At 65.1% G+C, this 22,341-nt stretch carries 15 protein-coding genes and 2 tRNA genes; 10 read left to right on the top strand and 7 right to left on the bottom strand.

Annotation, left to right across the window (positions count from 1 at the left end):
- Positions 1–86: 86 nt before the first annotated feature.
- The 4 genes from ACQCST_RS04980 to ACQCST_RS04965 form a co-directional block, all read right to left on the bottom strand.
- Positions 87–2,888: a hypothetical protein gene (locus tag ACQCST_RS04980; protein WP_426998220.1), complete on the bottom strand. Its 2,802-nt coding sequence runs from the start codon at positions 2,886–2,888 to the stop codon at positions 87–89.
- Positions 2,889–2,952: 64 nt separating this feature from the next.
- The gene (locus ACQCST_RS04975; protein WP_426998219.1) at positions 2,953–3,690 is read right to left on the bottom strand and encodes an ABC transporter ATP-binding protein; all 738 of its coding nucleotides are present in this window, start codon (positions 3,688–3,690) and stop codon (positions 2,953–2,955) included.
- Positions 3,687–4,310 (bottom strand): PadR family transcriptional regulator, encoded by a 624-nt coding sequence (locus tag ACQCST_RS04970; protein ID WP_426998218.1) that lies wholly within the window; start codon positions 4,308–4,310, stop codon positions 3,687–3,689. The genes ACQCST_RS04975 and ACQCST_RS04970 overlap by 4 nt, the downstream gene beginning before the upstream one ends.
- 135 nt (positions 4,311–4,445) lie before the next feature.
- Positions 4,446–5,429, bottom strand: coding sequence for an NAD(P)H-quinone oxidoreductase (locus ACQCST_RS04965; RefSeq protein ID WP_426998217.1), 984 nt, complete (start codon positions 5,427–5,429; stop codon positions 4,446–4,448).
- 113 nt (positions 5,430–5,542) lie between these two features.
- Here ACQCST_RS04965 and ACQCST_RS04960 point away from each other — a divergent pair.
- Both ACQCST_RS04960 and ACQCST_RS04955 read left to right on the top strand, forming a co-directional pair.
- A tRNA-Ser gene (locus tag ACQCST_RS04960) sits at positions 5,543–5,630 on the top strand.
- A 234-nt stretch (positions 5,631–5,864) separates the two neighbouring features.
- Entirely contained in the window at positions 5,865–6,686 is an 822-nt protein-coding gene (locus ACQCST_RS04955; RefSeq protein WP_426998216.1) for a VOC family protein, read from the top strand.
- A 671-nt stretch (positions 6,687–7,357) separates the two neighbouring features.
- Here ACQCST_RS04955 and ACQCST_RS04950 read toward each other — a convergent pair.
- The gene (locus tag ACQCST_RS04950; protein ID WP_426998215.1) at positions 7,358–9,340 is read right to left on the bottom strand and encodes an FAD/NAD(P)-binding protein; all 1,983 of its coding nucleotides are present in this window, start codon (positions 9,338–9,340) and stop codon (positions 7,358–7,360) included.
- A 74-nt stretch (positions 9,341–9,414) separates the two neighbouring features.
- Between ACQCST_RS04950 and ACQCST_RS04945 the strand changes: the two genes are divergently transcribed.
- The 4 genes from ACQCST_RS04945 to ACQCST_RS04930 all read left to right on the top strand — a co-directional run bounded on the left by ACQCST_RS04945 (position 9,415) and on the right by ACQCST_RS04930 (position 14,201).
- The gene (locus ACQCST_RS04945) at positions 9,415–11,700 is read left to right on the top strand and encodes a prolyl oligopeptidase family serine peptidase (protein ID WP_426998214.1); all 2,286 of its coding nucleotides are present in this window, start codon (positions 9,415–9,417) and stop codon (positions 11,698–11,700) included.
- The gene (locus ACQCST_RS04940; RefSeq protein WP_426998213.1) at positions 11,697–12,245 is read left to right on the top strand and encodes an N-acetyltransferase family protein; all 549 of its coding nucleotides are present in this window, start codon (positions 11,697–11,699) and stop codon (positions 12,243–12,245) included. Before ACQCST_RS04945 ends, ACQCST_RS04940 begins: the two co-directional genes overlap by 4 nt.
- Positions 12,246–12,310: 65 nt before the next feature.
- A tRNA-Ser gene (locus tag ACQCST_RS04935) sits at positions 12,311–12,398 on the top strand.
- A gap of 366 nt (positions 12,399–12,764) precedes the next feature.
- Positions 12,765–14,201 (top strand): MFS transporter, encoded by a 1,437-nt coding sequence (locus tag ACQCST_RS04930; protein WP_426999077.1) that lies wholly within the window; start codon positions 12,765–12,767, stop codon positions 14,199–14,201.
- Positions 14,202–14,299: 98 nt separating this feature from the next.
- On the opposite strand, the gene ACQCST_RS04925 is transcribed toward ACQCST_RS04930, so the two are convergent.
- Positions 14,300–16,504: a RecQ family ATP-dependent DNA helicase gene (locus ACQCST_RS04925; RefSeq protein ID WP_426998212.1), complete on the bottom strand. Its 2,205-nt coding sequence runs from the start codon at positions 16,502–16,504 to the stop codon at positions 14,300–14,302.
- Between the two features lie 149 nt (positions 16,505–16,653).
- On the opposite strand from ACQCST_RS04925, the gene ACQCST_RS04920 reads away from it, so the two are divergent.
- The 4 genes from ACQCST_RS04920 to ACQCST_RS04905 all read left to right on the top strand — a co-directional run bounded on the left by ACQCST_RS04920 (position 16,654) and on the right by ACQCST_RS04905 (position 20,342).
- Positions 16,654–18,072, top strand: a complete 1,419-nt coding sequence (locus ACQCST_RS04920; RefSeq protein ID WP_426998211.1) for a phosphomannomutase/phosphoglucomutase — start codon at positions 16,654–16,656, stop codon at positions 18,070–18,072.
- Positions 18,073–18,079: 7 nt separating this feature from the next.
- Entirely contained in the window at positions 18,080–18,571 is a 492-nt protein-coding gene (locus ACQCST_RS04915) for a hypothetical protein (RefSeq protein ID WP_426998210.1), read from the top strand.
- Positions 18,572–18,606: 35 nt separating this feature from the next.
- Entirely contained in the window at positions 18,607–19,056 is a 450-nt protein-coding gene (locus ACQCST_RS04910) for an RrF2 family transcriptional regulator (RefSeq protein WP_426998209.1), read from the top strand.
- A gap of 125 nt (positions 19,057–19,181) precedes the next feature.
- Entirely contained in the window at positions 19,182–20,342 is a 1,161-nt protein-coding gene (locus ACQCST_RS04905; RefSeq protein ID WP_426998208.1) for a globin domain-containing protein, read from the top strand.
- Positions 20,343–20,417: 75 nt separating this feature from the next.
- On the opposite strand, the gene ACQCST_RS04900 is transcribed toward ACQCST_RS04905, so the two are convergent.
- Entirely contained in the window at positions 20,418–22,244 is a 1,827-nt protein-coding gene (locus ACQCST_RS04900; RefSeq protein ID WP_426998207.1) for a phosphoenolpyruvate carboxykinase (GTP), read from the bottom strand.
- Positions 22,245–22,341 lie beyond the last annotated feature (97 nt).

The following is a 22,341-nucleotide window of genomic DNA, read 5'->3' as shown; positions in this document are numbered from 1 at the left end:
ACGGGTGAAGCTTCCGCCCCAGTGCTGGCGCGTCTCGGCGAACGTTGTTGCATTGTCGCCGAGTGGAGAGCCGACGGCGGCCGGGCTCAGGTGCTGGCGCTGCGGCGGGACATCGGGAGCCGGGCACGGGTGAAGAGCCAGGCCAGCACAGCGCCCGTCAACGGCACGGCGATAAGGAGCGCCAGCAGCTGCAACCACGGAACGTTTGTCCCGCTAAACATCCGGGTGGCCGCGACAATCAGGGCCGCCGGGATAACGCCGGCCACCAGGCCGAGCACGGTTCCCAGCGCCGCGGTCATGAATGATTGGGCACCGGCCAGCCCTTTGCGGAGGCGGGGTGGTGCACCCACTCCGGCAAGCGTCATATGGTCGCTCCGGGCATCGGCGAGCGCCAGTCCCGTGGTGATGCCTGCGGCACTCAGGGTGATCAGCGCACTGATGCCCACGATGGACCAGATCATCCAGGAATCGTCGCGGTTGGTGCCCGGTTCGACGTGAAGTCCATAGATCGGTGACCTATACACCGTGGCGAGTGCTGCCGACATCTTGTCCTGCTCGGCCGCACTGGGGAAGTCAGTCAGCTGGACCAGCAGTGCACGCGGTGCTGCGCGAAGGCCCAGCCGGTCCGCGGTGGCGGCCGAGATGACCCCATAGAACGGAACCGGCACGGGCGGAGCCTCAACCACGGCCGGCAATTCCGTGCTGCTGACGGTTTCATACCCTGCGAAGACATTGAACGATCCGGACAGCGGCCTGCGCACATCGTTCGCCTGTACCGCGGTGTGGCCATCCCGGACGAACACTCCGTTACTGACCACCATTCCCCCGCGTTCCAGCACCTCCAAGGCCTCAGGTGAGGCGTTACGCCCAAGCACCGCCCTCAGCTCGGCTGCCCCGCCCACCACCAGCGAAGGAATCTGTCCGCCGCCGTATGGCTGCATGGAGCCCTGACAGCGCCAATCTGTGATGTCTTTGACTCGCCCTTGGGCCGTCCGGGCGCACTCGTTGCCTTCTGGTACGGCAAGGGCATACACCAGGCAATTGCTCGTTTCGGTCACGGCTGGAATGGAGCGGTCCGGGGTGGGCCGCATGTCACAGTTTTCAGGCTGATGTGAGTTCAGGACCTGGGTCCAGGCCACCGTGCTGCTTTCCTGCTTCAGCGCCATGGTGAGAACGCCGGGATCGATCGCCTTCGGTTCCGGCACGGTGCCATCGGCGTGGAGCGGCCCGGGTTCGGACAACGGCAATACACCCTGGTTCTGCAGGGCAGACCAGTAGTGGGTCCTTTTCGCATCTTCCTGCTGGCTGGACGCGAGAACAATCCCGGCGCTGGCCAGCGTGGCAGCCGCGAGCACGGCCGCCACTGCCGGAACGGTCCGGCTGCGGTTCCGCGCGGAATCCCGGGCTGCCATCCGCAACGGCAACGGCAGCCATGCGGTCCGCAGGGTCAGGAATCCCACCACCGTACCGGTCAGCAGAACCAAGGCCGCCACTGTCAGGACCGCGCCGCCGATCAGCAACGCGGCCAGCAGTGGTCCTCTGGAAGAGAGCAGGTCAGGGTCGTCACCCACGAGGCCCAGGCCACTGCCCACGGCAAACAGCACCACAGCCAGCACTAGCATCAGGACGCCAAGGCGCGGCGCCCATTTGCCGGAATCCGAGGGAGCCCGGCCGGATTTCAAAGCGCCGAGCACTGCCTGGCGCGCAACCTGCCGTGCGGGCACCAGGGCCGCGAGGGTGCAGGCGCCCAGGCCCATCACCATGGCGGTGGCCGTCAACAGGGTGTCCGGGTGGAACCCCGGGAGCCGCACCGAACCTTGGTGCCGGGCCCAGATCACTACGGCCGCGGCACCTGCATTCCCGACGGCCGCGCCGCAGACAACGGCCACGGTGCCGAGCCACAGACCACCGGCGGTGACCACCGTACGTACTGTGGGGCCATCTGCTCCGGACGCTGCCAGCAGGGCCAGGTCCCGGACCTGGCGTTTGGCGCCGACCGCGAAGGCTGCGCCGGCCAGCAACCCCACCTCCAGCAGGGCCAAGGCCCCAATGAGGCCGCCTGTCAGGTAGCCAGACAGCGGCGGGGCTGGAACATAGGATGGCGGCGAGCCATCCACGCTGCGCAGATTGGCCGGCGGTGGATTGAGTGCCACGTTCCGCGACAGGACCGCGACGCCTACCTTATTGGCTTCCCGGACCTGCGCCCACGTGACCGGTGCAGGACCAAGCAGATAGTACAGAGTCCCTGACATCCGGCCTGACCGCTCCGGTGTGGATTCCACATTGCCCTGTCCGGGCTTGAGGAAGAGGATGGCGTTGCCGTCCGAATAGCCGGCGTCGCGCAGTGTGCCGACTGCGGTAAAGGTACCGGCCGACGTCGTGAGCTTTTCCCCCAGTTGGAGGCCGAACCGCGCCAGGAATCCCGTGGACACGAGTGCCTCGTCCGAAGCCGCGGGGCTCCGTCCCTGCAGCAGCGTGTATTTGCCGACGAATGCAGGATTGAGCGCGTCAACTGCCTTGCCCATCAGCGGTACATCGGCCTCCTCCACCTCTGCGGTGATATTAAGCGAAGACTCCGTCAGTACCTCATAGCCGGAGGGGAGGACATCCTTCGGATCCGCGGCTCTAAAATCCGGATCCGGATCGCCGGCAGTCGATGCCACGGTTGTTTCCGTGAGGGGGTCCTGGACCATCAAGGCGTTCATCGCAGGCAACGCCCGGAACCGTGCCTGCGTGTTGCCAAGCTGGTATTGGACACGCTCCGCGGCTGTTTCCTGGCTGCTTTGGAAAAGGGTGGCTGCCCCGGTCATTCCGGCAACCGGAAACATGATCAGCGCAATGATGAGAAGCGAACGCCCTTTGTGCCGGCGGATGTCACGACAGGCCATGCGGATGGCTACGCGGAAACTCTGCCGGCGCGCGCCCGGCGCCGGCTTTAGGTCGAGTGCCACCTCAGAGGCCGGCCGACGCCAGCAGCATGGCGGGATCGTGCATGGCGGCGGCCTGGTCAATGATCCGGCCATCCCTGATGAACACCACACGGTCCGCCCACGCGGCGTGGCGGGCTTCGTGGGTAACCAGCATCACGCCAGCGCCGGCGTCGGCGCGGGCCCGCAGCACCTCCATCACACCCTGACCCGTCGTCGAATCCAGGGCTCCTGTTGGCTCATCGGCCAGAATCAGCCGCCGCTCCCCCACGATGGCGCGGGCGATGGCCACACGCTGCTGCTGCCCGCCGGACATCTGGTCCATGAACCGGTCTGCGAGCTCGGGGATGCCAACCTGCCGCAGAGAATCAAGAGCCTGCCGGTGTGCCTTCTTGGCCGAGACCCCGTCCAGCTCCAACGGCAGAGCGACGTTCTCCGCCGCGGTCAGTGTAGGAACCAGGTTGAAATCCTGGAAGACATAGCCGACGGCGCGGCGGCGCAGCCGCGCGAGCTCGTTCAGTCCCAACCCCGCAAGGGGTGTTGACTCCACAAACACACCGCCCGACGTCGGCCGGTCCAGTCCGCCGGCCAGCGCCAGCAATGAGGACTTACCGGATCCCGACGGTCCCATCACGGCAACGAACTCGCCCGCGCTGATGGTGAGATCCACTTCGCGAAGGGCCGCCACCGCCGTCGCGCCTTCACCGAAGGTCCTGCAGACCTTGGCAAGTCCCAGGACCTGCTGCGGCCCACGGACGCTCACCGGCGGATATCCGCGGTGAACGGGGCAGCCTCTTCCGCGGTGACCCCGTTTTTGGCGGTGCCCGCATTACGTACTGCGCCCTGGGTGCCTGCCGTCTGTGCTAACTGCACCATCCGCGCCTCGCACAGATCCAACCAGCGGACCTCCGCCTCGGTCTGGAAGATCAGCGAGTCCAGCACCAGCAGCCAGGCGGTGTCCGCGGAGCGCTGGTTGGCGGCGGTATCCCGGCGCGACTTCGTGTAGTCCTGCAGCGCGCGCATGGAGGCCACGCGCTGGGCCTGAATGATGGACCCCACGTCAACCCCTGGCAACGTGACGGCGAGCGCCAGTTTGATGGCGAGTTCATTCCGGGGCGGATTGCTGCGCTCAACCGGGGTGGCGAACCAGCCCTGCACCTCCGCCTTTCCGGCGTCGGTGATGCTGTAGACCACATGGCCGGCGCCATCACCGCCGTCGTTCCTGACCAGACCGTCCCGCTCCAGCCGGTCCAAGGTGGTGTAGACCTGCCCGATATTCAGCGGCCAGGTGGAGCCGGTGCGGTCCTCGAACTCGACCCGGAGCTGGTAGCCGTAACGCGGCTGATCCTGCAAGAGGGCGAGGAGGCTGTGGCGGATGGACATGCTGCTCCTAGGGATGGAAACCTGCGGTATGCACAGACCCCCAAGATCTGTGCATACCGCGTATATACAGAGACTACCGGCTTTTGGCTGGGCGGGCAATACCCGGTATCTATGCGTCGTTCCCCTCCGGCGAAACTACATGAGCAGCAGGATCTTGCCCACATGGTCACCGGAGTCGAAGTATTTGTGTGCAGCCCGGATCTGGTCCAGCGGGAAGGTTTTAGCCACGAGTGGACTGACCCGGCCATCCGTGATCAGCGGCCACACGGACTCCCGCACGGCGTTCATGATCACACCCTTCTCCGCAACGGGACGCGGGCGCAGTGCGGTTGCGATCACCACGGCCCGCTTCCGCAGCAGCAGACCGAGATCCAGCTCGCCCTTGGTGCCGCCCTGCAGCCCGATCACCACCAGCCGCCCGTACTCGCTGAGCGCATCAACGTTCTGCTGGAGGTATTTGGCACCCACGACGTCGAGGATCACGTCTGCACCGCGGCCTCCGTTCTGCCTGCGGAGGCTCGCCGGAAAGTCCTCGTCGACGTAGTTGATCGCAATGTCCGCTCCGAGGTAGGCCTTGGCCGTTCCAACCTTCTCGTCCGTACCGGCCGTGGCTGCCACTTTGGCGCCGAACGCCTTAGCTAGCTGAATGGCCATACTGCCTATTCCGCCGGTGGCACCGTGGATCAACACGGTTTCGCCGGCCTGGAGCTGCGCGGTCATGATCAGGTTCGAATAGACAGTGGCGGCCACTTCAGGCAAGGATGCAGCGGTCACCAGATCCACGCCGTCGGGAATCCTCAGCACCTGCTCCGCCGGAGCAACCACCTGCTGCGCGTAGCCGCCGCCCGCAAGCAAAGCCACTACCTTGTCCCCCACGGAAAACGGCTTGGACACCCCTGGGCCGAAGCCGGATATCCGCCCCGAGACCTCCAGCCCGGGAATCTCCGACACCCCCGCAGGCGGGGGGTAGAGGCCCTTCCGCTGCTGGACATCCGCCCGGTTCAGCCCGGCTGCGACGACGTCGATCAGCACCTCGCCCGCGCCGGGCACCGGAGCCGGGACCTCGCGGATTTCCAGTACTTCCGGCCCGCCCGGCTCTGAAATGTAGACGGCTTTCATGGAGAACTCCCGATTTTCTATCTGATTCCTACCCCAGGCCAACGTGCCGCAACAGTCACCGTCTGCCACCGGTTTTTGTTGCAGCCAACTGCCTATGAAAGACTACTCGTTAGGGAAGGTTGTCCGAGCGGCCGAAGGAGCTAGTCTTGAAAACTAGTGTGCGGTAACCCCGTACCAAGAGTTCGAATCTCTTACCTTCCGCGAAAGAAGCCCCGGTTCGCCAGCATGGCTGGTGAACCGGGGCTTTTCGTTTGTGCGCATGTGTGGCCTGCGGGTGCAGATCAGTGCGAATCCGCAGCTCCCCTCCGCCATGATCTGCACCCGGAAATCGCCAGACCATTGAAAGTGTCAGAGCCCGGGCATAGTGTCGTTCCTGTCTCCACCATCCACACGAATCTGCGGCCAATCGCCGCGAAACGAACCAGGAGCCCAGAAATGCCTACCCCTGACATCACGCCCGGCGCACCCTGTTGGATCGATCTGATGACATCGGACACCGACAAAGCCCAGCAGTTCTACGGCGAACTCTTCGGCTGGACCTTCGAATCCGGCGACCAGGAGAAATACGGCGGCTATATCTCTGCGTCCAAGAACGGCAAGTCCGTCGCCGGGATCATGAAGAAAGACGAAGACCAGGCGGCCATGCCGGACGTCTGGTCCACCTACCTCCGAACCGACGACGCCGCCGCTACCGCCGCCGCGGTGACGGCCAACGGCGGCCAGGTTTACATGGGGCCGATGGACGTCCCTGAACAGGGCCATATGGCGATGTTCGGCGATGCTACCGGGGCCGCAATCGGCGTCTGGCAACCGCGCGAGATGAAGGGCTACGAGGTCGTGGCGGAGCCCGGCACTCCGGCGTGGCACGAACTCCACGCCAAGGACTACGCCGCCGCAGTGAAGTTCTACCAGGACGTCTTCGGGTGGGACACAGACGTTATGAGTGACACACCGGAGTTCCGGTACACCACCCTTGGCGCGGGCGACGCAGCCAAGGCCGGCATCCTGGACGCGTCCGCGTTTCTTCCTGCCGAGGTCCCCTCCAACTGGCAGATCTACTTCGCAGTCGAAAACACCGACCAGGCCATCGGGAAGGCAGTCGGCATGGGCGCAACTCTGGTGCAGCCTGCAGAGGACAGCCCCTTCGGACGGCTGGCCACGCTGGCTGATCCCACGGGGGCCATGTTCAAGGTGGTTCAGGATCTGGGACAGGGCGGACAAGACCAAGCCGGCGAAGGCACCGCTGCCGGGGCCTGAGCCCAGCGTTAATTCACGTACGTAGATTGACAGAACAAATACCGGCCGGCAGCTTCCATTGAAGCTACCGGCCGGTATTCTTTTGTGATGGCCGGCACATGCGCTGGCCGGTGTCCCGCCGAATGCACGCGCAGTCAACCCTGCGTTCGTTCACCTTTGTTTTGATGTGCCGGACACTACCTGACCACGAGTTAAGTCCGGATCCGTGTCTGCTGGTACAACCCGGACACATTCCATCGGGCCCCTACCGGGACTCCCAAATGAAAGCCAGAGCGGATGCACCGTACATCATGGAAAATTGCACTGGGCACAGCACTGTCAGCGGGGCTCATCGCAACACCGCTTGCAGCTGTCCCGGCTTCCGCAGCGGAGGTCTCACCGGCCGCTTGGGCAGCCCCGTCAACACGTCGCTGAGCGCCGTGTTCAAGGATGCAGTCGGCACGGCGACGCAGCTGGGGACGGTGGCGGTTTCCGCCGGTGCCGCCTCGGTGGCTCTGTTCGTTCCGGCAACTGCTGCTGCCGGATTCGGAACGCTGACGCTGACAGCGGCCGAGTCCGGAACGGTTGTCAAAGCCGAGGTGAAGGTCGCAGCCAGCGGCCCCGTCCCTCCGGTCTGCACGGCGCCTGTTCCGCCGGCCAAGTGGTACGACGTGGTGGGGTGGGGAGCGTGCTCATTCGGGCAGACCCAGGATATGCCGGGCGATTTCGTCTGCGTCGCGCAGCGTACGCTGGCCGCTCGTGTATACCGGCCCGTGCTGCTGCACTGCCTCGGCCGCGATGGCGGTTCCCCACTGGGTGGCGGACAGCTGCAGGCCCAGCACATACAGACCGCGGGTCACGGAGCCGTTGGCACCCACCGGCCGGTACGGATGCGGCCGGACGTCCAGCCCGGAGGACTGCACCGGGGCGCCCTCCGCCGTCATCATCAGCCGCGGCCGGACCAGCCCGTCGGCCAGCAACTGTTGCAGAAGCGGCGACGCATTGACCCCAACCCTGTTGGCAGGCGCGAGCGCTTCGATCATGGTCCGGGCCTCCACAGCACCATCATGGACCCACGGCGAAACGGCCGTGAACTTTCCTGATCTCCGGTCCAGTCCGAACCTGGGATCCGGTCCCACAAAGCTGACCACCCCGGCCCGCGCCAGCGCTGCAAGCTGTTCTGAGCGCTGAGCGGGCGGACCGCTGGCCAGCCCTTCCACAAACGACTCGAACCAGCCGCGAAGGCCGGCCACCCAGGATTCATCCGTGATTCCGCCATCCGCCACTGCAGATTTCAGCACCGCACGGCCGTGATGGAGCGCGGCGATGGCCATTTTGACGGGGTCGTCCTCGCCGAGGGCGGAACGGCGGGCGTCGTCCAAAAGATAGTCGACGACGGAGGCATCCAGGTCCGCCCGTGAGGCAAAGTTGCGTCCGGCCAAGGGCGCTGCGAGGCCGGGAAGTTCAAGCCGGCAGCCGGGCCTGACATGGAGCCGGATTGATGCGTCCACGGCCGCTTCCCATGCGCCGGCAGCGTGCGAGTGAGGGTGAAGTGCGTCTTCCAGGGCGGCCACGAACTCGTCCTGCCGGTCAACTGTATCCGGCTGCGAGCGCACCAGCGTGGAGTAGTAGGCCCAGAGCACATCACGGTGCAGGAGCGGCCACAGGTCGTGATCGAAGCCGGGCGTGATGCCGGTGGCCACGAAGCGCGCCAGTGCCTCCTCCGTCAGGTACCGGAGCGAAACTGATGATGCGTAATAAGCATCCAGCGTGGCTTTGGCCCGGTAGGGGGTACCGCGACGCGACGCCGCGATGATGAACGGTTCCTGGCCGGAAGGCAGATACTCCAGGGGGGAATGTCCGGATCCTGAAACAGGACCTTGTCCTGCACCGGCGCCGGTACCAGCGCCGGTTTCCACGAACTTTCCGCCGCGTCCTTCCGTGATCTGTCCCATCACGTCGAAGAAATTCAGCCCCATGCCGCGCACCAGGACCGGTTCTCCCGCGGGTACCGCGGACCAGTCGACGTCGGCCGGGGCTGCCGGCGGCAGGTACAGCAGTCCCAGCCTCGCGGCAGAGTCCCTGAGTTCGCGCTGCTCGGCATTAAGCCTGGACTCCAGATGACCAAGCGCCAGCACCACGGAATCGACCGTGAGCTGCCCGCCGCCGGCGAGTCCGACGTCGAACGTTCCGTCATTTGACGGGCGCACGGCGGTGGCCGACGTCTGATGGAATTCGATCGTCACGCCGTCGGGAAGCCGCGCGAGCAGCTCAGCCAGGGTGGATCGCAGGTAGCAGCCGTAGAGCGCCCGGCTGGGGAAATCCCGGGATCCGAGGCTCGCGAGTTCGGCGAGCTCGTCGGCGGTGAGGGACGGCAGCGGGCGCCGCTTTTGGACCGCGCGCCACCGGTCGAAGGTGGTACCGACCAGGGGCGCAGCCAACGCAGGGTCTTCCGGGATCAGCGTGGGGTAGAAAGACTGCGTGTTCATCAGGTAGAGGCGCGATTGCTCCGGTTGCCACACATGTCCGGAGCCGGCCGGGTAGGGATCGATCACGTCAAGGTGAAGGTCCGTTCCGGAACGGGTTGAGTGGTTCGCGATCAGCCGCTCCAGCACGCTGGTCCCCCTGGGCCCCGCACCAATCAGTGCTGTCCGGATGCTTTGCGATGTGCCCACGGGATCCAGAGTATCCGCTGACGACTTGGTCTCTTGACTTGCGGGCCAAGCACGGATGTTGTTTGGATGGGGCGATGACCACCACTGAAGCTGATTACCCGTCCGCGTCCGGAACCGCCTCCAGCCCAGGCAGTTCCCCTGAACCTACAGACGAGAATATCTGGCTTGAGGACATCTACGGCGAGCAGCCGTTGGCGTGGGTCCGTGAACAGAACGCCCGCACCGAAGATCTGCTGGAGGATGCTGACTACGCGCACCTTGAGGGGCAGATCCTTGAGGTGCTGGACTCCACCGACAAGATCGCGATGGTGGGCAAGCACGGCGACTGGTACTACAACTTCTGGCGGGACCAGCAGAATCCCAAAGGCCTCTGGCGCCGGACCAGCTGGGACAGCTACTGCAGCGACGCCCCGGAATGGGATGTCCTGCTGGACGTGGACGCCCTGGCCGCCGCGGAAAGTGAGGAGTGGGTGTTCCACGGCGCCAGTTTCCTGCGCCCCCTCCTTGGCGAACCGTTCCGGCTGGCGCTGCTGGCACTCTCCCCCGACGGCGGCGATGCCAACCGCTACCGCGAGTTCGACGTCGAAACCCGCAGTTTTGTTGACCCGGCGTCGGGCGGTTTTGACCTCCCGACGGCGAAAGGCAACGCCTCCTGGCTGGATGCGGACACGCTGCTGGTGTCCACCACAGCCGAAGGACTTCCGCGGACCGCGTCCTCCTATGCACGGACAGGAGTGAAGCTGAAGCGCAGGCAGCCGCTGCTGGAGGCCCCCCGGGTGTTCGAGATCCCTGAGGCCCATATGATGGCGATCGTGGCCCACGATTCCACCCCGGGTTTCGAGCGGACCTTTGCGGTGGACTGGATTGACTTCTTCAACCGGAGCACCTCGGTTCTCCGGGACGGCAACTGGGTGGCGTTCGATGTACCCACCGACGTGAACCTGAGCGCCCACCGCGAGTGGCTGCTGTTCCGCCCCCAGCGTGACTGGCCGGTCAACGGAACCACGTACCCCGCGGGCTCCCTGTTGGCCGCCAACTTCGAAGGCTACGTGGGCGGAAGCCGTGAGCTGACCGTCCTTTTCAGCCCGGACCAGCACACGTCGCTGCAGTCCTGGAGCTGGACCCGGAACTTCCTGCTGCTGAATCTCCTGTGCGATGTCTCGTCCGAAATCCGAGTGCTGGACCCTTCGCAGCCGGGCACGGACTCGGCGTGGGCCTCTTCGGTGCTTGATGCCTGCCCTCCGCTTCACGATGTGAACGCCTTCGCCGTGGACGACGAAGACGAATCCGGTGCCGAGCGCGGCACCGGAAGCCACAGCACCGAAAGCGGCCCGGACTCCGGAGACGATTTCTGGCTCGTAGCCACCGGCTTCACAACCCCCAGCACTCTGATGCGCGGAACGTTGGAACGCGGCGGCCATGCGCGCAATTCACTGGAATCCGGCCATGACAGCGGCCTTTCCAGCACGCATGCTGTTATCAAGTCGTCGCCGTCGTTTTTCAATGACTCTGAATACGAAGTGCAACAGCACTTCGCTGTCTCGAAGGACGGCACCCGTGTGCCGTATTTCCAGGTGGCCTCCAAGGATCTGGTGCTGGACGGGCAGAACCCGACGCAGCTGTCCGGCTATGGCGGCTTCGAGGTCTCCCGGACCCCGGCCTACAGCGGCGCGATCGGCCGGGCCTGGCTGGAACGGCGCACGGAGGAATCGGCGGGCGCGGAGGGTGAAGCGCCGCACACGCGTGGCGGCGTCTACGTGGTGGCCAACATCCGCGGCGGCGGCGAGTACGGTCCGGCCTGGCACCGGGCCGCCCTTCAGGAAAACCGTCACCGCGCTTTTGAGGACTTCGCTGCCGTGGCCAGGAACCTGATGTCGCGAGGGGTAACCTCACGCGAGCGCCTCGGCTGCGTGGGCGGATCCAACGGAGGGCTACTGGTGGGCAACATGCTCACCCAGTACCCCGAGCTGTTCGGTGCCGTTTCCTGCGGGGTCCCCCTGCTGGACATGCGCCGCTACACCAAACTTTCCGCGGGACACTCATGGATTGCCGAATACGGCGACCCGGACGTAACGGAGCAGTGGGAGTTCATCCGGACGTTCTCGCCGTACCACTTGCTCAAGGACGGCGTGGACTATCCGGAGACGTTCATCTGGACTGCCACCTCTGATGACCGCGTGGGCCCCGTCCAGGCACGCAAGATGGCCGCCCGCATGCAGGCCATGGGAATTCCCAATGTCTGGTTCCACGAAGCACTGGAAGGCGGCCACGCCGGCGCGTCCGACAACCGTCAGGCTGCGGCATTGCAGAGCCGGAGCCAGCATTTCCTCTGGCGGTCGCTGGCCGGCAGGACCGCATGATCCTGGCAGGCAGCGCGGATGGGCTGGCTGCCGAAACCGGCGGCGAGGCTGGCTTGCTGAGCGTGCGGCCCGCCCGCCCCGACGACGCCCAGGCCCTGGCACAGGTGCACACTGCGTGTTGGCAGGAAACGTACAAGGGCATCCTCTCCGATTCCTTCCTCGCTGCACTGGATCCCGCGCAACGACTGGGAATGTGGCAGCGGATAGCGTCCGGCCCGCGGATCTCGGACCATTGGGTGGCGTGCGACGGCGGCGCCGCCGTTGGATTTGCCGGCCGCCAGTATCCAGGCGCAGAAGGGCAGCTCCCGCTTCCGGTGCGTCCGGTGATGCTTTGGGGGCTGTACCTGCTTGAGTCCCATCAGGGCCTCGGATTGGGCCGGCGGCTGTTGGAGGCTGCGCTGGGAGAAGAACCCGCGAGCCTCTGGGTTGCGGCCAGGAACGTGCGCGCAGTGGAGTTCTACCGCCACTTCGGATTTGCAGCAGACGGCGCCGAAGAAGTCATGGTCGAGTGGGAAGATCTGCGGGAAGTCCGCATGCTTCGCTGAGCCAGCGGCCGTTTTGCACTGCATGGCCCGTTCTGCGTATCCTTGGTGGGCTAGGAATAGCAATTGGAGACGTGCCAGAGCGGCCGAATGGGCTTCACTGCTAATGAAGTGTGGGGCACAACTCCACCGGGGGTTCAAATCCCCCCGTCTCCGCGTTTGGCCCCGGTCCCTGGACCGGGGCCTTTTGCGTACCCGGGGCCTTTTGCGTACCCGGGGCCTTCGCGTACCCGGGGCCTTCGCGTACCCGGGGCCTTCGCGTACCCGGGGCCTTCGCGTACCGGGGGTCATGGCGGTCACCGGCGCAGGTGCCGGAACGTGTGCGTGGGCGACCGGCTTTTGCGGGCGCTGTCCGGGTTCCGGACACCACACGCGTTTGGCCAGCTGCCGGTGGCAGGATAGGCCCATGGCCGGGAACAACGCGTTTGACGCGATCATCGCAGATGGAGGGCACAAGCGGCTGCCACAATGGCTGCTGAACGCCCCACCCTCCGAAGGCGCACGCTGCAATGGGCTGACCCGATGACCGCTGCCCCGGACCGGGCCACTCCCGCCAAGACCGGCCAGCCATGGGGCCCCCGGCTGGCTCTCCTGGTTGCCGCAACATTCTTTATGGAGTTCCTGGACGGCACGATCCTCACCACGGCTATTCCGAGTATCGCCTCGGATTTCAGCGTGGCCGCGGCGGATGTAAATATCACCATGACCGCCTATCTCATGACAGTGGCCATGGGCATTCCCATCAGCGGCTGGCTGGCCGAGCGCCTCGGAGCCCGGCTGGTATTCTGCTTGGCAATTGCCACGTTCACCGCGGCGTCACTGCTGTGTGCCATCAGCCCGGATCTGACCGTGCTCACGCTCAGCCGCATCCTGCAGGGCGCCGGCGGCGCCATGATGGTTCCGGTGGGCACCCTGGTGGTACTGCGGGGAACACCCAAATCCGAGCTGCTGCGGGCCACCGCGTACCTGGTGTGGCCGGGTCTCCTGGCCCCGGTCCTCGCGCCGCTCGTGGGTGGCGCGCTCACCACCTACCTGTCCTGGCACTGGATCTTCCTGATTAACCTGCCGCTGGGAGTCGCGGCATTCACCGCCGCACTGCGGCTGGTTCCGGCGGTTGCCCGCGACCGGCACCGCCGGCTGGACTGGTTCGGCCTGTCCCTCACTACCCTGGGGGTGGGGGCACTGGTGGTGGGCCTGGAGCTTGCCACCGGCCACCCGTCCGGGCCGTGGGCGTTGTTGAGTGTGGCCGTGGGGGTCCTGTCCCTGACGGGGGCTGCCGTCTGGATGAGGCGGGCCCGGAATCCGCTGTTCAACCTGAACGTCTTTGCCACCCGGACGTTCCGCGCCACTGCTACTGGCGGGTTCATCCACCGGCTGACCGTCAGCGCGGTGCCGTTCCTGCTGCCGCTGATGTTTCAGACCGGCTTTGGCTGGACGCCCCTGCATGCAGGGATTATGGTGGCGGCCGTTTTTGTCGGCAACATCGGCATTAAGCCCGCCACCACGCCACTGATACGCAGATTCGGTTTCAAGGCAGTACTCGTGTTCGCTTCGTTGGCATCCGCGGTGACGTTTTCAATGTGCGCGATGCTCGACGCCGGCACACCGGAGCCGTTGATGTTCGCACTGCTGGTGTGCAGCGGAGCCTTCCGGTCCATCGGCTTCTCCGCCTATGCCTCTGTCCAATACGCGGATATTGTGCCGGCGCAGCTGACCTCAGCCAATGCGGTGTCCGCCACTCTGGTCCAGCTCGCCACTGGAACCGGCATTGCCATTGCGGCCCTGCTGCTCCGGCTGTTCGACGCACCCGGCGTATTTTCCGGCGACCCGACCGGGCCCTACCGCGGAGCCTTTCTGGCCATCGCCGTACTGATGCTGTTGAGCACGCTGGACAGCCTGACGCTGCAACGCCACGCCGGAGCCGAGGTCAGCCGTCCCGGATCTGCCGCACGCTCCTGACCCGGCGACTGACGGCCGTTGCCCGACGGGACTGACCCGGGTGGCGCTCGTGTCCCGCGCCGCTCTGCCCTCCCACGCAGCCCTTGTCTCCCGGACGTTTACCCGGCCTGGCCAAGCACCAGCGGGAGGACAGCCCCCGCGCCGGCCCGGCGGAGGGCCCGGCCGGCCACAGTAATGGTCCAGCGGCTGTCCACCAGATCGTCCACCAACATCACGCTCTGGCCGCGCATGGCGGAAATGGCTGCTTCCAGCTCCGGACCAACCGCCAGCCGGTCCCAGACCCCGGCAAGCCTGTACGCGCTGTTGCCGCCGCGGGCGCCAGCGGGGCCGCCGTGTTCGAGCTGCAGCTGCCCCAGATATGGAATCCGGCCGATCTCCGAGATCCCCCTGGCCAGCGAGTCCACGAGGGCTGGCTTGCTGCGCGACGGCATGCTGACGATGGCCGCTGGCCGCCCTGCACCGCTCCATCCGGGGTTGCGGCCGTCCCCGGTGGCCCATTCCCGGAGGACCTGGACGCAGGCCTGCAGCATGGCAGGATCAATGTCCCGGTCCGCTGCTCCGGCAGCAAAGATTTCCCGCAGCGAGCCACCCCACCCGAGATCCGTCAGCCGGGCCAGAATCCGCCCGTCTGCAAGATTTTCATCCGCTTTGATCTTGCCCTTGACCGGGACGCCGAGCCGGTCCATTCCGGTGGGCCACTGCAGCCGGGGCTCCATCACCCCGCCGGCGCGGCTCAGCGTCTGGCCGGCCGTCTCCGTGGCGGAGGACGGGATATCCACCGGGAACCAGCGCCCGGCGCAGTTGTCGCACCGGCCGCAGGAGTGGGCTGTCTCATCGTCAAGGACCGCGGTGATGTATTCCATCCGGCAACCTGCGGTGTCCTGGTAAATCACCATGGAGTCCTGTTCATCTATACGGGCCTCCGAAATACGGCGGTAGCGCTCGGCGTCGTAGTTCCACGGCTGGCCGGTGGAACGCCATCCGCCGCCCACCCGTTCCACGGCACCGTCCACGGCGAGCACCTTGAGGAGCAACTCCAGTGGTGTGCGGCGGAGATCCACCCGCGCCTCCAGAGCCACCGTGGACACAGCCCCACCTGCCTCAGCGAGCGCAGTCAGCACTGCGGAAGCCTTTTCCCCTGATGGCATGGACGCTGTCGCAAAGTACTGCCAGATATCGCGGTCCTCGGAACCGGGCAGCAGCAGGACATCGGCGTTGGCCGCTCCACGCCCGGCGCGTCCCACCTGCTGGTAGTAGGCCACAGGGGATGATGGCGCACCCAGGTGGACCACAAAGCCGAGGTCTGGCTTGTCGAATCCCATGCCAAGGGCCGAGGTGGCCACCAGGGCTTTGACTTCATTGTCCTTGAGGAGCTGCTCGGCCCGTTCCCTGTCGGCGGGGTCCGTCCGTCCCGTGTAGGACATCACCTTGTGGCCCGCCTCGGCCAGCAGCCTGGCGGTGTCCTCAGCAGCGGAAACCGTCAGAGTATAGATAATGCCGCTGCCCGGCAGGTCCGCGAGATGCGTCAGCAGCCAGCCGAGCCGTTCGCGTGAGTCCGGCAGCGTAAGCACCCCAAGCCGCAGCGAATCGCGGCCGAGTGCGCCGCGGATGGTCAGGACGCCGACGCCCAATTGCTCTTCAATATCGTGAACCACCCGGGAATTGGCCGTGGCAGTGGTGGCAAGGACAGGCACAGTATCCGGGAGCTGCGTGATGAGATCGGCAATCCGCCGGTAGTCCGGCCTGAAATCATGGCCCCAGTCCGAGATGCAGTGGGCTTCGTCAATCACCAGGAGCCCCGTGCGGCGGATGAGCTCAGGCAGCTGGTTTTCACGGAATGAGGGATTGGTAAGCCGCTCCGGTGATACCAGCAGCACGTCAACCTCATCGGCGGCAAGCTGCTCCCTCACGGTGTCCCATTCGAGCTGGTTGGCCGAGTTGATTGCAACGGCCCTCACACCGGCCCGGGCCGCCGCAGCCACCTGGTCGCGCATGAGTGCCAGGAGCGGAGAAACTATCAGCGTGGGGCCAGCCCCGCGCCGCCTGAGCAGCAGCGATGCCACGAAGTAGACTGCCGATTTCCCCCAACCGGTGCGCTGGACCACCAATGCCCGCCGGCCGCCGTCGACCAGTGCTTCAATCGCTTCAAACTGGCCGTCATGAAATGCTGCATTCGGGTGGCCCACCAGCTCCTGCAGTACCTTCAGCGCCTGCGCCCGGGTTCCGGAAACGGCAGCCGGATCGGTGCCGGCGGGAAGGGTTGATGTGGAGGGAAGGACTGCAGCACTCTGGTTATTGACCATTGCTTCAGTATCCCAGTCACCTCTGACACCCAAAAGCACCCCGGTCCCTATGTGGACAATCCGGCCGCGGATCGCCGCGGACCGGTTGTACGTCCACATGCAGCTTCCGCTCCGCAGAGACCCTCCGGCCAGCACGTAAGATAAGACCCGTGACTAGCGACAAGACAAAGACTTTTGACCTCTCGGCATCTTTCAAGGCGTATGACGTCCGGGGCATTGTGGGCGAATCCATCACCGCGGAAATCGTCGAAGCCGTAGGCGCGGCGTTCGTTGACGTCCTGGAGCTTGTTGGCCAGACTGTCCTGGTTGGTGGCGATATGCGCCCTTCCTCCCCCGAATTCAGCAAGGCCTTTGCCGACGGTGCCGCAACGCGCGGAGCCAACGTCCAGCTCCTTGATCTGATCTCCACCGACGAGCTCTACTACGCCTGCGGCTCTCTCAACGCCGCCGGCGCAACCTTCACCGCCAGCCACAATCCTGCGGCATACAACGGCATCAAGATGGCCAAAGCAGGCGCACAGCCCATCTCCTCCGAATCCGGGCTCAAGGAAATCCAGGCCCGCGCTGAGGAATACCTCAACACCGGATCCATTCCCGCCGCCGCCTCCCGGGGCCTGATCAGCGTCCACGATGTCCTCAAGGATTACTCCGAATACCTCCGCCAGCTCGTTGACCTTAAAGGCTCACGCCCGCTGAAGATCGTTGTTGACGCAGGAAACGGCATGGCCGGGCTCACCACTCCCGCTGTCCTGGGCGACACCCTGCTGCCCAAGCTCCCCTTTGAAATCATCCCGCTTTTCTTCGAGCTGGACGGTTCATTCCCGAACCACCCGGCCAACCCGCTTGAGCCGGAAAACCTGCGCGATCTGCAGGCCGCCGTCGTCAAACACGGTGCAGACATCGGACTCGCGTTCGACGGCGACGCCGACCGCTGCTTTGTCATCGATGAGAACGGCGACGCCGTGTCGCCGTCGGCCATCACAGGAATGGTGGCCCGCCGTGAGATCGCCCGCGCCCAAGCGCTGGGCGAGGAAACGCCCACCATCATCCATAACCTGCTGACCTCCCGTGCGGTGCCGGAACTCGTGGAACACGACGGCGGCCGCGCCGTCCGCACGCGCGTTGGCCACTCGTTCATCAAGGCTGTTATGGCCGAAGAAGGCGCCGTATTCGGCGGCGAACACTCCGCACACTTCTACTTCCGGGATTTCTGGAACGCAGACACCGGAATGCTGGCTGCGATGCACGTACTGGCAGCACTCGGCGAGCAGGACGGCCCCCTCTCCGAGCTCGGACGCGAATACGAGCCCTACGTATCCTCCGGGGAAATCAACTCCGAGATCGAGGACAAGGCCGGCGCAGTGGACCGGGTGCGCGCCGACTTTGAAGGCGAAGACGTTGACATCGACTCCCTGGACGGCAGCACCTTCACGGCCAAGGACGGGAGCTATTGGTTCAACCTGCGGCCTTCCAATACGGAACCGTTCCTGCGGCTGAATGCCGAAGCTACGGACAACGCCACCATGGAACGTGTGCGCGACCGCGTCCTTGCCCTGGTCCGTGGCTAGCACGGGCATGGCTGAAGCAATCACCTCAAACACCACCGAAGCTGACTCTCCCTGGCGTGAATCCGTTGCCGAGGCAACAGCCACGGATCTGGAAAACCTCCTGGGAACCGGTGTCGGTGCGGCGCAGGAACAGCTGGAACGCAACGGGGGGTTCCTGCCCTTCGCGCTGGTGGTTGAAAACGACGGCGAGGTCCGCCTCGTGGCCGTGTCACCGGCTGATGCGAGCGACGGCCCGGATGACGACTTCGACGCTGATTCCATGATCCGAGACCTCACGGAGCTGCTCCGCCAACACCGTGAGGAAATCCGGGCGGCGGCGATTGTCTGCGACATCACGCTGGTCGAGGAAGACTCAGACGCCATCCACGTGGCAACAGAGCACCGCGACGGCTCCGTCTTTGCCGCGGTGCTCCCCTACCAAGCCAACCGCGTAACCCATGAGTGGGAGTTCGGCCAGCTGACCGCTGACACCAACGAGCCCGCCGTCTGGGTGGACTAGACAGGCGTGGACTAGACCGGCGGTAAACTCGCGCTATGAAGATCAATGCCTTCTCTGATGTCAGCCTGCGTGCCCTGATGGTGCTCGCGGCCGCACCCAAAGGCAGCCTGCTGACAACACAGAGCATTTCCGAAGCCGTGGGGACGCCCTACAACCACGTCAGCAAGTCGATGGCCAAGCTTCGCGGACTGGGCCTGATCGACGTGGAACGCGGCAGGAACGGCGGCTCCCGGCTCAGTGAATCCGGCCGCCGCGCCACGGTGGGGCAACTCCTGAGGGAACTGGACGACCGGACCGATCCTGCCGACTGTCTGACAGAAGCCGGAAATTGCCCGCTCATCAGCGAGTGCCGACTGCGGGCTGCGCTCTCCCGCGCCCGGGAGGCGTTTTACCGCGAACTCGACGACGTCGTAGTTGCAACGTTGCCCACGTCACGGCAGATGACACCGCTCTTTCAGTCGATCGGCCTTCGTCCGGGCCTTTGAGTTCCGGCCGATTAGGGAATGTTTTCTACAAGGTGTAGAACTGATTCAGGAATACTTGTATTTCAAATACCAGTATTTGAATCGCGGTCCGGACCCAGGCCCGGGTCACTACCTCAGGAGTTCGTATGCTTTCGGACAAGTCCCGCCCCATCATCGAAGCCACCCTGCCACTGGTCGGTTCCCGGATCGGAGCCATTACGCCCAAGTTCTATGCCCGCCTCTTCGCTGCCCACCCCGAGCTGCTGGACGGGCTCTTCAGCCGGTCCAACCAGCGCAATGGCAGTCAGCAGCAGGCGCTGGCGGGCAGCATCGCAGCCTTCGCCACCCATCTGGTCAACAACCCCGGCACCCTGCCGGAAACGGTGCTGTCCCGAATCGCGCACAGGCACGCATCCCTGGGCATCACGGAACCGCAGTACCAGGTGGTTTATGAGCACCTGTTCGGGGCCATCGGCGAGGATCTGGCGGAGGTCATCACCCCTGAAATCGCCGAAGCCTGGACCGAGGTCTACTGGCTGATGGCCGATGCTCTGATCAAGCTCGAAAAGGGCTTGTACGCCGCCCAGTCCAACGGCAAGATGTGGAGCCCTTGGAAGGTCGCCGCCAAGGCTCCGGCCGGCACCGGCTCAATGACCTTCACACTGGAGCCTGCGGACGATACCCCCATCACCCCAGCGCTGCCGGGGCAGTACGTCAGCGTCAAGCTACAGCTCCCGGACGGCCTGCGCCAGGTCCGCCAGTACTCGCTCTCGGGCGATGCCGGCACCAGCCGGTCCTTTACCACCAAGCTCGACGACGGCGGCGAAGTTTCTCCCGTATTGCACAACACCGTGGAGGTCGGCGACATCCTCGAGATCTCCAACCCCTACGGCGAAATCACGCTCAAGGAAGGCGAGGGACCGGTGGTTCTGGCCTCGGCCGGCATCGGCTGCACGCCCACCGCGTCCATCCTGCGCTCCCTCGCCGAGTCCGGCTCGGACCGCCAGATACTCGTCCTGCACGCGGAAAGCGACCTGGACAGCTGGGCGTTGCGCAGCCAGATGACTGCCGACGTCGAACGCCTGGGCGGCGCCGATCTCCAACTCTGGCTCGAGGAGCCACAAGCCGGAACGCGGCAGGGCTTTATGTCCCTGCGCGAGGTGGATCTGCCGGCACATGCGTCGCTGTATCTGTGCGGACCGCTGCCGTTCATGAAGCACATCCGCAATGAAGCCATCAACGCCGGGATTCCCGCCACGAAGATCCACTACGAGGTCTTCGGCCCGGACATCTGGCTCGCCAACTAGTCTCGAAATTAGTACGACGGCGGCTCCGCACCTTTGAAAAAGTGCGGAGCCGCCGTCGTACTTTGGGCAGATAACCTAGCTGAGACGCGCCTTCAGCCCGTCGAGCTCGGACTGCAGGGCAGCCGGGAGGGATCCGCCGAAGTTGGCGAACCATTCCTCGATGGAGGCCAGCTCGGTGTCCCACTCAGCCGGATCAACCCGGACCGCTTCTTCCACCTGGGCAGTGGTCATGTCCAGCCCCGTAAGATCGATGGCGTCGCCGGTCGGCACAAAACCGATGGGGGTCTCCACGGCATCGGCCTTGCCTTCGAGCCGCTCGATGGCCCACTTGAGCACACGGGCGTTATCGCCGAAGCCAGGCCAGGCGAAGCCACCCTCGGCCGTGCGGCGGAACCAGTTCACCAGGAAGATCTTGGGCAGGCGCTCGGGGTTTGCCTTGGCGGAGAGGTTCACCCAGTGGTTCAGGTAGTCGCCGGCGTCGTAGCCGATGAACGGCAGCATGGCCATGGGGTCGCGGCGCACAACGCCCACCTGGCCGGCAGCGGCAGCCGTGGTTTCCGAGGACAGGGTGGAGCCCATGAAGATGCCGTTGGACCAGCTGCGGGACTGCGTGACCAACGGAACGGTAGTCTTGCGGCGTCCGCCGAACAGGATGGCGGACAGCTCCACGCCGTCCGGGCTGAAGTACTCCTCGGCCAGCATGTCGATCTGGGAGATCGGCGTGCAGAAGCGGGAGTTCGGATGGGCTGCGGGCTTGTCCGAATCAGGCGTCCAGGAATTGCCCTGCCAGTCCGTCAGGTGCGCCGGGACGTCCTCGGTCATGCCCTCCCACCACACGCCGCCATCGTCGGTCAGTGCAACGTTAGTGAAGATGCTGTGGCCCTTGGCAATAGCGCGCATGGCGTTGGGGTTCGTACCCCAACCCGTGCCCGGAGCCACGCCGAACAGGCCGGCTTCGGGGTTGGTGGCGCGCAGCTCGCCTTCCTTGCCGATCCGCATCCAGGTGATGTCGTCCCCGAGTGTTTCGACCTTCCAGCCTTTGATGGTGGGGTCAAGCAGTGCGAGGTTGGTCTTGCCGCATGCTGACGGAAAGGCAGCGGAGATGTAGTACTTCTTCTGTTCCGGGGAAGTGAGCTTGAGGATGAGCATGTGCTCCGCCAGCCAGCCTTCGTCGCGGGCCATCACCGAGGCGATGCGCAGCGCGTAGCACTTCTTGCCCAGGAGGGCGTTTCCGCCGTAGCCGGAGCCGAAGGACCAGATGGAGCGCTCCTCCGGGAAGTGGACAATCCACTTGTCCGGGTTGCACGGCCATGAAACGTCGGCCTGGCCGGAAGCCAGGGGGGCGCCCAGGGAGTGCAGGGCGGGGACAAAGAAGGCGTTTGTCTCGGTAATCCGCTTCAGGACGTCCGTGCCGATGTTGGCCATAATGCGCATGGAGGCAACAACGTAGGCGCTGTCCGTAATCTCCACGCCGAACTTGGGGTCCTCGGCGTCCAGGTGTCCCATGACAAACGGGATGACGTACATGGTGCGGCCGCGCATGGAGCCTGCGAACAGTCCGCGCAGTTTCTCCTTCATCTCAGCCGGGGCCATCCAGTTGTTCGTGAAGCCGGCGTCGCGCTCCTTCTCGGAGCAGATGAAGGTCTGCTCTTCCACGCGGGCAACGTCGGCGGGGTCGGAGAACGCAGCGAAGGAGCTGGGGAACAGATCCGGGTTCAGCCGGGTCAGCGTTCCAGCGGCCACAAGCTCGCCGGTGAGCTGCTTGTTTTCCTCTTCAGACCCGTCAACCCAATGGATCCGGTCCGGCTGGGTCAGGCCAGCTACCTCTTCAACCCATGCCAGCAGGCCAGCATGCGTGGTGGGTGCTTTCTCAAGCAGCGGCAGTCGCGCCAGATCGCCCATTGCGGTTCCCTTCCTCGGGTTCAGTGGTGTGAGCTAAATGCTATTTGGCATAACCCCGTAAAGTTTGAAGTCAGACATGGGATGACTGGCACCCGAG

It is taken from the genome of Pseudarthrobacter sp. N5 (assembly GCF_050157035.1).
Lineage (GTDB): Bacteria > Actinomycetota > Actinomycetes > Actinomycetales > Micrococcaceae > Arthrobacter.
The sequence above is the reverse complement of the archived record's forward strand: the minus strand, read 5'-3'. Positions and strand labels throughout refer to the sequence as shown.

Excerpts from the sequence above, each read along its gene's own strand:
- ACQCST_RS04980 (WP_426998220.1), bottom strand. The coding sequence starts at position 2,888 with ATGGCCTGTCGTGACATCCGCCGGCACAAAGGGCGTTCGCTTCTCATC.
- ACQCST_RS04925 (WP_426998212.1), bottom strand. The coding sequence starts at position 16,504 with ATGGTCAATAACCAGAGTGCTGCAGTCCTTCCCTCCACATCAACCCTT.
- ACQCST_RS04905 (WP_426998208.1), top strand. The coding sequence starts at position 19,182 with ATGCTTTCGGACAAGTCCCGCCCCATCATCGAAGCCACCCTGCCACTG.
- ACQCST_RS04915 (WP_426998210.1), top strand. The coding sequence starts at position 18,080 with ATGGCTGAAGCAATCACCTCAAACACCACCGAAGCTGACTCTCCCTGG.
- ACQCST_RS04970 (WP_426998218.1), bottom strand. The coding sequence starts at position 4,310 with ATGTCCATCCGCCACAGCCTCCTCGCCCTCTTGCAGGATCAGCCGCGT.
- ACQCST_RS04955 (WP_426998216.1), top strand. The coding sequence starts at position 5,865 with ATGCCTACCCCTGACATCACGCCCGGCGCACCCTGTTGGATCGATCTG.
- ACQCST_RS04940 (WP_426998213.1), top strand. The coding sequence starts at position 11,697 with ATGATCCTGGCAGGCAGCGCGGATGGGCTGGCTGCCGAAACCGGCGGC.
- ACQCST_RS04945 (WP_426998214.1), top strand. The coding sequence starts at position 9,415 with ATGACCACCACTGAAGCTGATTACCCGTCCGCGTCCGGAACCGCCTCC.
- ACQCST_RS04900 (WP_426998207.1), bottom strand. The coding sequence starts at position 22,244 with ATGGGCGATCTGGCGCGACTGCCGCTGCTTGAGAAAGCACCCACCACG.
- ACQCST_RS04930 (WP_426999077.1), top strand. The coding sequence starts at position 12,765 with ATGACCGCTGCCCCGGACCGGGCCACTCCCGCCAAGACCGGCCAGCCA.
- ACQCST_RS04965 (WP_426998217.1), bottom strand. The coding sequence starts at position 5,429 with ATGAAAGCCGTCTACATTTCAGAGCCGGGCGGGCCGGAAGTACTGGAA.
- ACQCST_RS04910 (WP_426998209.1), top strand. The coding sequence starts at position 18,607 with ATGAAGATCAATGCCTTCTCTGATGTCAGCCTGCGTGCCCTGATGGTG.